We start from the raw sequence: 12332 nt of genomic DNA on the forward strand, positions 1-12332 counted from the left end.
GCCGCACCCCGGGACGCCCGCGAGCGGGTCAGCGCTCCCGGCGCCGGCGGGGGCCGGCCCACGGGTCGTCGGGGTCCAGGTCGTCGTCGGCGTCGGCCGGGGTCCCCCGGGTCGCATCGGCGCGGCGGGCGGCGGCCTCGAGCGCGTCGTCCCGCTCGGCGGCGCGCCGCGCCCGCTCCAGCCGCTCCCGCTCGCGCTCCTGCGCCCGCAGCTGCCGCCGGGTCGGGCGGCCGGTGTCGGGCTCCGCGCGGGTCCGGCTGAGCCACCACAGCCCCGCGCCGGCCAGCGCGAGCCCGACGGGCAGCACGTACGCCGCGGCGCGCTCGGTGCCGCCCTCGCCGAGCAGCTCGACCACCCCGGCGCCGTAGAAGACCGTCATCGCGGTGGCGAACAGGCCGAGCAGGACCACGGTGGTGCCCAGCGCCTCCGACCACGGCCGCACGGCGTAGGCCAGCGCGATGAGCCCGAGGCCGCCGCCGACCAGGTACAGCACCGTGCCGGCGGTGTGCAGGCTCGGCGAGGTCAGCCGCGGGAAGACGCCGACCAGCAGCACCCCGAGCGCGGCGACGCCGAGCAGCGCCACCGCCGGGCGCGCCGCCCGCCCGCGCAGCACCGGCAGCAGCGCCACCGCCCCGGCGCCGATCAGCCCGGCCTGCACCACGAACGAGGCGTTCATCAGGGCGTGCGCCGGCTGGGTGGCGTCGCCGAGGGCGCTGATGGTGTCGGCCGAGCGCGAGTACGGCAGCACCGACCGCAGCTGCACGACCGTCTCGACGACGAAGAACTGCAGGGTCAGCAGCCAGGCGACCGCACCCCAGGTGATCCGCTTGCCGGGCATGCGGCCCATGGTCCCAGCCGGTCCCGTGCCCGCCCCTGCCGCCCGCGCGCGCGGGCGGCGGGTCAGCCGAGGTGGGCGAGGACGGCGGCGTGCTGCGCGGGCGTCAGGTAGGAGGGGTTGCTGCCGGCGGGCATGCGGAGCACCTCGGCGTCGCGGGCGACGGGGTCGCCCAGCAGGTCGCCGCGCGGCACCGGGGCCGCGAGCAGGGTGAGCCGGACGACGACGGCCGGCCCGCCCGCGTCCTCGCCGACCTCCCCGGCGAGCTCCCCGGTCGCGTGCACGCCCGGGCGGTCGGGGCCGCTCAGCCACAGCAGGCACGGGTCGCCGGGGCGCATGAGCCCGAGCCGGTAGGAGCGGCGCAGGCAGCGGGAGAACGTCGCCTGCTCCCCGGGGCGCCAGCCGGGGACGACCGCCTCGGGCGGCCGGGCCGTCTTGACCACCCAGCAGGCGACGTCGGCGGGCCGGAGGCGGGGCACGGGCCCATCCCAGCAGCCGGGCACGATGGGCGCGTGCCGCCCCCGCCCGCCGCCGTGCCGGGCGGGGAGGAGCCGCTGCCGCCGGGGCACCGGGCCGGCGACGCGGGCCTGCGCCGCGCGTCGGGAGCGGTGTTCCTCGCCGGCGTCGCCGTGTTCGCCGTCCTGTACGCCCCGCAGGCGCTGCTGCCCGAGCTGACCCGCGCCTTCACCGTGTCGCCGGCCGCGGCCACGCTGTCGGTCTCGGTGGCGACGGCGGGGCTGGCGCTGGGGCTGCTCGTGCTCGGCCCGCTGTCGGACCGGATCGGCCGCCGACCGGTGCTGCGGGCGGCACTGGCGGTGGCGAGCGGGCTGGCGGTGCTGACCGCGGCGGCGCCGGCGTGGGAGGCGCTGCTCGTCCTGCGCGGCCTGCAGGGGTTCGCGCTGGCCGGGCTGCCCGCCGTCGGCGTCGCCTACCTGCGCGAGGAGCTGGATGCGTCGGTGAGCTCGCGGGCGATCGGGCTGTTCGTCGGCGGCACGGCGATCGGCGGGCTCAGCGGCCGGGTGGTCGCCGGGGCGCTGGCCGACCTCGGCGGCTGGCGGGCGGCGGTCGGCGGCATCGCCGGGCTCGCGGTGGCGTGCACGGTCGCCGTCTGGGTGCTCCTGCCCGCCTCGCGCCGGTTCGTCGCGGTGCCGCGGGAGACGCCGGTGCTGCACCAGCTCGCGCGCGGCTTCGGCGACCCGGTGCTGCTCGGTCTCTACGGGCTGGCGGCGCTGCTGATGGGCGGGTTCGTGGCGGTCTACAACGCGGGCACGTTCCGGCTGGAGGCCGAGCCGTACGGGCTGTCGCCCGCGCTGGCCGGGCTGGTGTTCCTGACCTACCTGCTGGGATCGGTGGCCTCACCGGTCGCCGGGGGCCTGGCCGAGCGGGCCGGGCGGCGGGTGGTGGTCCCGGTGGCGCTGGCGGTGACCGCGGCGGGCCTCGCGCTGACCCCGGCCGCGCCGCTGGCGCTGTTCGTCACGGGACTGGCGGTGCTGACGGTCGGCTTCTTCGCCGCGCACGGCGTGGCCAGCGGCTGGGTGGCCGCGCGGGCGGCGCTGGGGGAGCGGCCGGTCGGCCAGGCCGCCTCGCTGTACTCGTTCTGGTACTACGTCGGCTCGTCGGTGGGCGGCACGCTGGCCGGCCGGGCCTGGGCGGCGGCGGGGTGGTCGGGCGCGGTGGTGGTCGCGGGCACCGGCATCGGCGGGGCCCTGGTGCTGGCCCTGCTGCTCGGGCGCAGCAGCGCGCCGGGCCGGGGCTGAGGGGCGGGTGCCGTCCGGCACCCGCCCCCGGGAGGTGACGGGCTGTGCGGCCCTCCTGCAGGGACCCGCGCGAGCGGAGCGAGGGGTCGGGAGCAGGAGGGTCCTCCCTCAGTCGGTGGCGGAGTGGAACTCCGCGCCGGCCGGGTCGGCGTCGTCGGAGCCGACGGCCTGCCGCTCCTGCTCGGTGCGGTGCTGCAGCCAGTCGTCGTCGGGTCGCGGGTCGGTCTTGCCGTGCTGCTGACGGTCGCGCGGCGCCGACTCCTCGGTGTCCATGACGTCGTCGAGGGTCGGGCGGTCGGGTTCGGTCATCGCAGTGCCTCCGCTGCGTCGTCGTCGATCGGTCCCGGAGGCCATAGCCGTCGAAGGGGGCGGGAAACCCCTAGCGCTGCTCGAGCGACCCCGCCGGCAACCAGGCCTCGACGAGCACCGGGCCGTGCGTCCCGGGGACGGCGTAGGCGACCCGGCCCTGCCAGCCGCCGGCGGACTGGCGCCACTCCACCAGCAGGCCGGGGACGGTCCCGTCCGCACCGGGCGGGGTCAGCACCCAGCAGTGCCGGCCCGCCGCCGGCTCCCTCGCAGGCGGCCGGGGCGGCGGTGCCCCCGGGGGCGGGGCCGGCGCGACGCCGGAGTCCGCGGCGCGCTCGCCGAGCGACGGCCGCGACCTGCCCCGCTGCATCCCGCCTGCCACCCCGGCAGTCTGACACGCTGGTCGAACACGCGTTCGGACGGCGGGCTGCGGGCGCCGTGTCGCCGTGTCGGCGTGTCGACTCGGGGACACGCGGACAGGGCGGTGATCTCGGTCACAGTCCATGCGGGGAGTCACCTAACCGTCACTGATCGTTGTTGGAGTGTGCACGGCGACTGCTTAGCGTCGCTCACGTCCTGGCACCTGCCCGAAGGGTCCTCCGTGCTCTCATCAACCGGCTCCCGGCGCCTGCTCGCGCGCCGGGCGGCACTCGGCGCCGCTGCCGTGACCGTCGCCGTCGTGGGTCTCCCGGCCGCCGCCTCCGCGGCCGCGCCGACCGCCCCCTTCATCTCCGAGATCCACTACGACAACGCCGGCTCTTCCGACGTCGGCGAGTTCATCGAGGTCCAGTTCCCGCCGGGGACCGATGCGGTCGGCCTGTCGCTGGTCCTCTACAACGGAAACGGAGGGGCCGTCTACGGGACCATCGCGGTCCCTGCTCCGGCGAACGGCGCCTCCGTGTCGTATGTGGACTACCCGACCGACGGCCTGCAGAACGGTGCACCCGACGGCATCGCCCTCGTTCGCGGGGCCGAGGTCCTCGAGTTCCTGTCGTACGAGGGCACCATGACGGCCGTGGGTGGTGCGGCCGACGACCGGACCAGCACGGACATCGGGGTAAGCGAGACCAACAGCACGCCCGTCGGCCACTCCTTGTCCCGCACGATCGACGCGGCCGGCGTCTCCGCGTGGAGCGGGCCGGGACCCGCCACGAAGGGTGCGGTCAACGGCAGCGGCACGACGCCTCCGGCGCCGTCGTTCTCCTGCGACGTCGCAGCCACCCAGGAGATCGGCGCCGTCCAGGGCACCGGTGCCGCCACGCCGCTGAACGGCCGGACCGTCACGGTGCGGGGCGTCGTCGTCGGCGACCTGCCCGGCCTCGACGGCTTCTACCTGCAGGACGCCGACGGTGACGGGGACGCCGCCACCTCGGACGGCGTGTTCGTGTACAGCCCGGGCGCCGCGGTCGACCTGGGGGACACCGTCGCCGTGCGGGGTGCCGTGAGCGAGTACGGCGGCCAGACGCAGATCACCGCGCGCACCGACGTCGCGGTCTGCGCCGACGGCACCGCGGCGGACCTGCCGGCGGCCGCCCCGCTCGACCTGCCTGCCGACGACGTCACCCGCGAGCGGCTCGAGGGCATGCTCGTGGAGCCGGTCGACACGCTGACCGTCAGCGAGGTCTTCGACCTCACGAGCTTCGGTGAGCTGACCCTCTCCGAGGGCGGCCTGCTCGTGCAGCCCACCGAGCTCGCCCGCCCCGGCGCCGAGGCGGAGACCATCGCCGCCGAGAACGCGATGCGCGGCATCGTCCTCGACGACGGCGTCAGCGCCCGGGTGAGCGTCACCACCCGGCCGTACCTGACGCCGCAGACCCCGGTCCGCGTGGGCGACGAGCTCACCTTCACCGAGCCGCTGGTCCTCGGCCACGGCTTCAACGCCTGGCGGCTGCAGCCGGCCGACGGCACCGCCGCCGGTGTCTTCGCGGGTCAGAACACCCGCCCGGCCACGCCGGACGCCGTCCCCGGCGACGTGCGGGTCGGCGCGTTCAACGTCCTGAACTACTTCCTGACGCTCAGCGGCCCCAACGCCCGGGGGGCCACGAGTCAGCGTGAGTTCGAGCAGCAGGCCGGCAAGATCGTCCCGGCGATCAACGCCCTCGGTGCCGATGTCGTGACGCTGATGGAGATCGAGGACACCGACTCCACCGGCCGCGACCCCGGCAACGCGGACGCCGCGCTCTCCGACCTGGTCACCCGCCTCAACACGGCCGCTGGGTACGAGAAGTGGGCCCACGTCCCGCTGCCCGACGAGCTCTACGACATCGACCGCGACGTCATCCGCAGCGCGATCATCTACCAGGTCGGCGTCGTCCAGCCGGTCGGTGCGCCCGTCGGTCTGGTCGACGAGGAGGTCTGGGACAACGCCCGCGAGCCGCAGGCGCAGACCTTCGTCAAGGACGGCGACGCCTTCACCGTTGTGGCCAACCACTTCAAGTCCAAGGGCTCGGGTGACTCGGCCACGGGTGACAACGCCGACACCGGGGACGGCCAAGGCGCCTGGAACGGCGACCGGGTCCGCCAGGCCGAGTCGCTCGCCGCGTTCATCGACGAGTTGCGGGAGCGCGACCCCGACGTCGTCTCCCTCGGCGACTACAACGCCTACACGCAGGAGGACCCGATCGTGGCCCTCGAGGCCGCCGGGCTGACCGACCTCGGGTCGCGGTTCGACGCGGACCGGTACAGCTACGTCTTCGACGACCTGTCCGGTTCGCTCGACCACGCCCTCGCCACCGCGTCCCTGACCGCGAAGGTGAGGGGCGCCGTGCACTGGAACACCAACTCGGTCGAGTCCTCCGCCTACCAGTACACGGGCGACGAGGCGCTCTACGCGGCGGACCCGTTCCGCTCGAGCGACCACGACCCGCTGCTGGTCGGGATCGACCTGGACGAGCGCTGCAACGGCCTCGTCCCGACTATCCGCGGCACTGACGGGGACGACGTCCTGCGCGGCACCAACGGCGTCGACGTGATCATGGGCCTCGGCGGCGAGGACACCATCAGCGGCGGCAACGGCGACGACGTCGTCTGCGGCGGCGCCGGCGACGACACGCTCTCCGGGGAGAACGGTGCCGACGTGCTGCTCGGCGGGTTCGGCCTCGACACGCTCGCCGGCGGGAACGGCGACGACACGCTCGTCGGTGGTCCCGGCGGGGGCGACGTCCTGACCCAGGGCCGTGGCACCGGCAGCAGCGAGCAGGACGGCCGCGAGTCCTGATCCGCGGCTGAGAACGCGTCCGGCGCGGCACCCCGAGCGGGTGCCGCGCCGGACCCGTCCCGCGGGCCGGTCAGTCCCGGCGGGCCTCCCCGCCGGCCTGCTCGCCGATCGCGTCCTCCTCGGGGTCGGTCGTCGCGAGCACGCCCGCCGCGAGGGTCTGCGCGACCTCCTGCAGCAGCGGGTGCCCCGCGAGCTCCTCGACGGGCACCGGCAGCGGCAGCGACCAGTTGGGCCGGTCGGTGGTGCCGGGCATGTTGGGCCGGCGGCGGACGGCGAGCGCGTCGTCGAGGGTGGCCGACAGCAGCAGCGACGGCGCCCGCCCGAGCAGCTCGTGCGCCCGCCCGACCGCCGTCTCCGGCTTCGCGTTCCTCCGCAGCCCCGGCAGCCGCTCCAGCAGCGACCGCCGGCCGCGCTCGAGCTCCTCGTCGCTGCCGGTGCCGTGCTCGCGCTGCTCCTCGACGTCGGCCCCGGTCCAGAGTCCCGCCACGGTGGGCAGGTCGTGGGTGGTGATCGCGGCCATGGCCTCCTCGGGCCACTCGGCGGGGTCGTCGTCCTCGAACCACAGCAGCCGGTAGCTGAGGATGCCGTGCTCGGCCATGGCCTCCCGGACGCCGTCCTCGACCGTGCCGAGGTCCTCGCCGACGACGACGGCCCGCGCCCGGTGGCTCTCCAGTGCCACGATGTCCAGCAGGTCCTCGGCGGGGTAGCGGACGTAGGCGCCGTCGGCCGCGCTGCCGCCCGAGGGCACCCACCACAGCCGGAACAGGCCCATCACGTGGTCGATGCGCAGGCCGCCGGCGCCGGCCATCGTCGCGCGGATGGACTCGACGAACGGCTCGTAGTCCCACTCCTGCAGCCGCCACGGCACCAGCGGCGGGGAGCCCCAGTCCTGGCCCTGCGCGTTGAACTCGTCCGGCGGCGCCCCGACGGTCGCGCCCTGCGCGAGCACCCCCTGCCAGGTCCAGGCGTCGGCGCCGCCGCCGGCCACGCCGATGGGCAGGTCCTGGATGACCGTCATGCCCTCCGTGGCGCGCTCGAGCTGCAGCGACAGGCACCACTGCAGCCAGGCGTGGAAGGCGACGTCGCGTTCGTGCTCGGCCGCGAAGGAGCCGACGGCGCCGCTGCGCGGGTCGCGCAGCTCCTCGGGCCAGGTGTGCCAGTCGGGGCCGTGGACGTCGGCCAGGGCGCACCAGGTGGCCCAGTCCTGCAGCTTCTGCCCCTGGTGCCACCACCAGTCGGGGAAGGCGGGGTCGTCGCGGCCGGTGGCGTCGAACACCCGGCGCAGCGCCTCGCGCTTGCGGGCCCAGATCGCGTCGCGGTCGATCAGGTCGCCCTCGGACAGGGCGCGGCCGGCGTCGCCGTCGAGGTCGACGCGGTCGGCGCCGGGCACCTCCTCGACGCGGAGGTACACGGGGTTGCGGAAGCGGCGGGTGGCCGGCAGGTAGGGGCTGGCCTCCTGCTGCGGCGTCGGCGCGACGGCGTGCAGCGGGTTGATCAGCACGAAGCCCGCGCCCTGGCCGGCGGCCATCTCGCGGACGGCGCGCAGGTCGGCGAGGTCGCCGATGCCCCAGCTGCCGCGGCTGCGGGTGGCGTAGAGCTGCACCGCCCAGCCCCACGCGCGGTCCTCGGGCAGCCAGCACCGGCCGGGGGACACGATCAGCCGGCGCCGCGGGCCGCCGGGCGCCTGCAGCCAGTGGTAGCCGAGCGGGAAGTCGGCGGGCAGCTCGCCGTCGACGTGCCGGGTGGACCCGTCCTCGAGGGTCACCTCGGCCTCGTCGACCTCCAGGACGTCGCCGGGGCGGGCGACGATGGGCGCCCGGTGCTCGAGGTCCTCCGGCGGCTCGCCGATCACCTCCCGCAGGCGGTCGATGGTGGCCTGGGCGACCTCGTGTTCCTCGTCGAGGGCGTCGAGCCAGGTGGCGTCGATGCCCCACCGGTCGGTGTCGGGGGTGCGTGTCACCCCCCGATCCTCCGGGCGCGCGGGGGTGATCGCAGCGCAGGGGACGCAGTGGTGCCGGTTACCCCGCTCACCGCTCCCACCGCGTGCGGCAGGCCGGGCCCGTGGACTGACAGCTCGTGCACCCACCACTGCTCGGCCCCGCGGTGCTCGGCCCGCTCGCCGCGGAGCTGCGCGCCCGCGGTGCCAGGGTCGCCGTCCCCGACCTCCGGGGGCTGGTGCAGGACCCCGGCGGCCGGCCGGCCCTCGGCCGCCGGGGCCCGCCGGGCGGTGTGGGTGGACGCCGTCCTGCCCGACGGGGGGACGGCGGAGTGGTCGGCCGAGGTGCGCGAGCTGGTGGCGCCGCTGGTGGCCGACGACGGCCGGGTCGCCGACTGGACGACGTGGTGGGGCCCCGGTGCGATGACCGGGCTGCTGACCGGGCTGCTGGGCTGGGCTGCCGGGCTGAGCTGGGCCGTCACCTGGCCGGGCGGCCCCGGCTGCGGTAGGCACGACCGGTGACCGTGATCGGCTTCCACAACTCGCACGAGCAGGTGCACCCGGCCGATCTGCTGGCCGCCGTCCAGCACGCGGAGGAGGTGGGCTTCACCGCGGCGATGTGCTCGGACCACTTCGCGCCCTGGAACTCCAACCAGGGGCACTCCGGGTTCGCCTGGTCGTGGCTCGGCGCCGCGCTCGCCACCACCGGCCTGCCCTGCGGCGTGGTCAACGCCCCCGGGCAGCGGTACCACCCGGCGGTCATCGCGCAGGGTGCGGCCACGCTGGCGGCGATGTTCCCCGGCAGGTTCTGGATGGCGCTGGGCAGCGGGCAGGTGATGAACGAGCGCATCACCGGCACGCCGTGGCCGCCCAAGCGGGTGCGCGACGCCCGGCTGCGCGAGTGCGTCGACGTCATCCGCGCGCTGCTGGCCGGCGAGGAGGTCACCCACCGCGGCCTCGTGGCCGTCGAGCGGGCGAGGATCTGGTCGCTGCCGGAGCAGCAGCCGGCGCTCATCGGCCCGGTGATGAGCGTGCCGACCGCGCGGCGGCACGCCGACTGGGCCGACGGCATGATCACCATCAACCAGCCGCACGAGACGCTGCGCGAGCTGACCGGCGCCTACCGCGACGCCGGCGGGCAGGGCCGGCTCGTGCTGCAGGTGCACCTGTGCTGGGACCCCGATCCCGAGCAGGCGCGCAAGACCGCCTACGAGCAGTGGTACACCAACACCTTCCCGCCGCCGCTGTGCTGGGACCTCGACGGGCCGGAGGCGTTCGAGCAGGCCAGCGCGTACACACCGCAGGAGGCGGTGGAGGGCGCGGTGCGGGTCAGCTCCGACCTCGGGCAGCACGCCGCCTGGCTGGCGGAGTACGTCGAGCTCGGTTTCGACGAGATCTACCTGCACCACGTGGGCAAGGAGCAGCGGCCCTTCCTCGACGCGTTCGGCGAGCACGTACTGCCGCAGCTCGGCGTCACCGAGCCCGAGCCGGCGGTGGCGCTCGACGGTCCCGGCGGGCCGCGCCGTCCGCGGCAGGAGCCCGAGCCCGGGGCGCCCACCGTGCTCCCCGAGGGCCGGCCCCCCGCGCGTTGACGATCGGGTCCGTGCCGCTCCCGTCGGCGTGTCGGCGCGTGTCGCGGACACGCAGCCGGTGATCGACTCCGGGAGGAGCGCGGGTCCAGCGAGACCCCGCCGTCCTGTTGCCCGGGGCGCGCGGGGCCGACAGGGTCGCGGGGCATGAAGATCACCGACACGGCCGACCTGTGGTGGAAGACGGCGGTCGTCTACTGCCTCGACGTCGAGACCTACCTGGACTGGAACGACGACGGCACCGGTGACTTCGCGGGCCTGGCCCAGCGCATCGACCACCTCGCCGACCTCGGCGTCACCTGCCTGTGGCTGATGCCCTTCTATCCCACGGCCGAGCGGGACGACGGCTACGACATCACCGACTTCTACGGCGTCGACCCGCGGCTGGGCAGCCACGGCGACCTGGTCGAGGTCGTCCGCACCGCCAACGACCGCGGCATCCGGGTGATCGCCGACCTCGTCGTCAACCACACCTCCATCGAGCACCCGTGGTTCCGGCAGGGCCGGCGCAGCAAGGACGACCCGTTCCACGACTTCTACGTCTGGCGCGACGACGAGCCGCCGGACACCTCCGACCAGGTCGTCTTCCCCGACCAGGAGGACTCGGTCTGGACGTACAACGAGCCGACGGGGGAGTGGTACCTGCACCGCTTCTACAAGGAGCAGCCCGACCTCGACGTGACCAACCCGCGGGTCCGCGACGAGGTCGCCAAGATCATGGGCTTCTGGCTGCAGCTGGGGCTGTCGGGCTTCCGCGTCGACGCCGTCCCCTTCTTCCTGGAGACCGAGGGCGGCGCCGACGCCGACCGCTTCCCCGACCCGCACGAGTACCTGCGGGCGCTGCGCTCCTTCCTCAGCCGCCGCACCGGCAGCGGCGTGCTGCTGGGCGAGGTGAACCTGCCGCACGAGCAGCAGCGCGACTTCTTCGGCGGCGACGACGGCGACGAGCTGACCATGCTCTTCGACTTCGTCGGCATGCAGGCGATGTACCTGTCCCTGGCCCGCGCCGACGCCGGCCCGCTGACGAAGGCGCTGGTCGAGCGCCCGTTCGTCGACCCCGACAGCCAGTGGGCCACCTTCGTGCGCAACCACGACGAGCTCACCCTGGACAAGCTGTCCGAGGACGAGCGCAAGGAGGTCTTCGCCGCCTTCGGCCCCGAGGAGCGCATGCAGGTCTACGGCCGCGGCCTGCGCCGCCGGCTGCCGCCCATGCTCGACGGCGACCCGCGGCGGGTGCGCATGGTCTACAGCCTGCTGTTCTCGCTGCCCGGCACGCCGGTGCTCTTCTACGGCGAGGAGATCGGCATGGGCGAGGACCTCGACGCCGAGGGCCGGCTCGCCGTCCGGACGCCGATGCAGTGGACCGCCGGGCGCAACGGCGGGTTCTCGACCGCCGACGCCGACCGGCTGCCCGGGCCCGTGGTCACCGGCGGCTTCGCCCCGGAGTTCGTCAACGTCGCCGACCAGCGCCGCGACCCGGACTCGCTGCTGTCGTTCGTGAAGCTGCTCATCCGCCGCTACCGCGAGTCGCCGGAGCTGGGCTGGGGCTCGTTCCGGGTGCTCGAGCAGCCGCACCGCGAGGTGCTCGCGCACGTCTGCGAGTGGGACGACGGCACGCTGGTCGCCGTCCACAACCTCGGTCCCGAGCCGCGCGTGGTGCCGCTGGTGCTCGGGGGCTGCGACGCCTCGCACCGGCTGGAGGACCTGCTGGTCACCCGGACGACGCCCCTCGGCGACGACGGCGCGGCGGAGCTGGCGCTCGAGGGCTACGGGTACCGCTGGCTGCGCGTGGTCGCCGAGGACGGCCGCCGGCTGCTCTGACGCCCCGTCACCCCGGGGCGACGCAGCGTGGTCGCGCGCCGCGGCGCCCCGCGGGGGGACCGGCGGGTCCCGCCGCGCCCGGCCGACCTGCGCGGACCTGTCGGAGGGGCGTCCTAGCGTCGCCGGCGATGACCGAGCCCGCCGTCCCCGCACGTCCCGCCCCGCCGACCGCGCCCGCCACCGCCCCCGTGCAGTACCCGCCCGGCGACCCGGGCGCGGGCGGGGCGACCGCCGCCGGCCAGGCGTCCCCCGGAACCGCCGCCCCTGCCCCCGGCGGCCCTCCGGGCGGACCGGGCACGGGCGCGCCGGCGACGGGCGGGCCCGTGCCCGGCGGCGGCGAGACGGGCTCCTCCCCGACCGGGCCGGTGCCCGGCCGGCCGCCGGTGGTCCGCCCCCGCCGGAGCGACCCGCTGACCCGCATGGGCCCGTGGGCGCCGCTCGCCGGCGCGGTCCTCGGCCTGCTGGCCGGGGTGGTCGCCGTCCTGCTGCTCGGTGGGCGGGCCGAGGCGTTCGCCGAGCGCCTGGCGCTGGTGTTCCTCGTCGTCGGACTGGTGATGCTCGGCGCGGCCGGGGCGCTGCTGGCGGACGAGGTGCGGCTGGTCCGCCGCGGCGCCCGGGAGGCCACGGTGCGGCCTGCCTGGGTGGAGGCGACCGCGGGGCTGATCAACGGGCTGACCCCGGCCCGCCTGCTGCTCGGCTCCAGCGCGTTCGTGCTCTTCCTCGCCGCCTACACGGCCCGCTAGCTGTTCTGTCCCGCGAGGTCGTTGACGGGGATGCGGCCGATCGGTGGCCGTCCGCCGAGGGCGCTGTGGGTGCGGTGATGGTTGTAGGTGTGCAGCCAGCCGGGCAAGGCCGCGGCCCGGTCTGAGCT

The 12332-nt window shown here is 75.9% G+C and carries 12 protein-coding genes; 6 read left to right on the plus strand and 6 right to left on the minus strand.

The window, feature by feature from the left end:
• Positions 1–28: 28 nt before the first annotated feature.
• Both ACI8AB_RS20440 and ACI8AB_RS20445 read right to left on the minus strand, forming a co-directional pair.
• Positions 29–838: a DUF998 domain-containing protein gene (locus ACI8AB_RS20440; RefSeq protein ID WP_456951629.1), complete on the minus strand. Its 810-nt coding sequence runs from the start codon at positions 836–838 to the stop codon at positions 29–31.
• 62 nt (positions 839–900) lie between these two features.
• Positions 901–1314, minus strand: a complete 414-nt coding sequence (locus ACI8AB_RS20445) for a hypothetical protein (RefSeq protein WP_456951630.1) — start codon at positions 1312–1314, stop codon at positions 901–903.
• 33 nt (positions 1315–1347) lie between these two features.
• On the opposite strand from ACI8AB_RS20445, the gene ACI8AB_RS20450 reads away from it, so the two are divergent.
• Positions 1348–2592 carry an MFS transporter gene (locus ACI8AB_RS20450; protein ID WP_456951631.1) on the plus strand — a complete coding sequence of 415 codons (1245 nt, stop codon included), beginning with the start codon at positions 1348–1350 and terminating at the stop codon, positions 2590–2592.
• A gap of 108 nt (positions 2593–2700) precedes the next feature.
• Here the strand turns inward: ACI8AB_RS20450 and ACI8AB_RS20455 are convergent, their stop codons facing one another.
• Positions 2701–2901 carry a hypothetical protein gene (locus tag ACI8AB_RS20455; RefSeq protein WP_387986958.1) on the minus strand — a complete coding sequence of 67 codons (201 nt, stop codon included), beginning with the start codon at positions 2899–2901 and terminating at the stop codon, positions 2701–2703.
• Positions 2902–2971: 70 nt separating this feature from the next.
• Positions 2972–3136: a hypothetical protein gene (locus ACI8AB_RS20460; protein ID WP_456951632.1), complete on the minus strand. Its 165-nt coding sequence runs from the start codon at positions 3134–3136 to the stop codon at positions 2972–2974.
• 441 nt (positions 3137–3577) lie between these two features.
• Between ACI8AB_RS20460 and ACI8AB_RS20465 the strand changes: the two genes are divergently transcribed.
• Positions 3578–6115 (plus strand): ExeM/NucH family extracellular endonuclease, encoded by a 2538-nt coding sequence (locus tag ACI8AB_RS20465; protein WP_456951633.1) that lies wholly within the window; start codon positions 3578–3580, stop codon positions 6113–6115.
• Positions 6116–6185: 70 nt separating this feature from the next.
• On the opposite strand, the gene malQ is transcribed toward ACI8AB_RS20465, so the two are convergent.
• Entirely contained in the window at positions 6186–8075 is a 1890-nt protein-coding gene (gene malQ, locus ACI8AB_RS20470; RefSeq protein WP_456951634.1) for a 4-alpha-glucanotransferase, read from the minus strand.
• A gap of 273 nt (positions 8076–8348) precedes the next feature.
• On the opposite strand from malQ, the gene ACI8AB_RS20475 reads away from it, so the two are divergent.
• The 4 genes from ACI8AB_RS20475 to ACI8AB_RS20490 all read left to right on the plus strand — a co-directional run bounded on the left by ACI8AB_RS20475 (position 8349) and on the right by ACI8AB_RS20490 (position 12204).
• Positions 8349–8573, plus strand: coding sequence for a hypothetical protein (locus tag ACI8AB_RS20475; protein ID WP_456951635.1), 225 nt, complete (start codon positions 8349–8351; stop codon positions 8571–8573).
• A complete protein-coding gene (locus tag ACI8AB_RS20480; RefSeq protein ID WP_456951636.1) occupies positions 8570–9643 on the plus strand; it encodes a TIGR03885 family FMN-dependent LLM class oxidoreductase in 1074 nt (357 codons plus the stop codon). The genes ACI8AB_RS20475 and ACI8AB_RS20480 overlap by 4 nt, the downstream gene beginning before the upstream one ends.
• Positions 9644–9787: 144 nt before the next feature.
• A complete protein-coding gene (locus ACI8AB_RS20485; protein ID WP_456951637.1) occupies positions 9788–11461 on the plus strand; it encodes an alpha-amylase family protein in 1674 nt (557 codons plus the stop codon).
• 128 nt (positions 11462–11589) lie between these two features.
• Positions 11590–12204 (plus strand): hypothetical protein, encoded by a 615-nt coding sequence (locus ACI8AB_RS20490; protein WP_456951638.1) that lies wholly within the window; start codon positions 11590–11592, stop codon positions 12202–12204.
• Here ACI8AB_RS20490 and ACI8AB_RS20495 read toward each other — a convergent pair.
• The coding region (locus tag ACI8AB_RS20495) for an integrase core domain-containing protein (RefSeq protein WP_456951639.1) at positions 12201–12332 on the minus strand (132 nt) is incomplete at its 5' end. The two genes, ACI8AB_RS20490 and ACI8AB_RS20495, sit on opposite strands and share 4 nt — an antisense overlap.

Source organism: Geodermatophilus sp. SYSU D00698 (genome assembly GCF_054050335.1).

Coding starts and splice junctions, on each gene's coding strand:
- ACI8AB_RS20490 (WP_456951638.1), top strand. CDS start 11,590: ATGACCGAGCCCGCCGTCCCCGCACGTCCCGCCCCGCCGACCGCGCCC.
- ACI8AB_RS20485 (WP_456951637.1), top strand. CDS start 9,788: ATGAAGATCACCGACACGGCCGACCTGTGGTGGAAGACGGCGGTCGTC.
- ACI8AB_RS20455 (WP_387986958.1), bottom strand. CDS start 2,901: ATGACCGAACCCGACCGCCCGACCCTCGACGACGTCATGGACACCGAG.
- ACI8AB_RS20440 (WP_456951629.1), bottom strand. CDS start 838: ATGCCCGGCAAGCGGATCACCTGGGGTGCGGTCGCCTGGCTGCTGACC.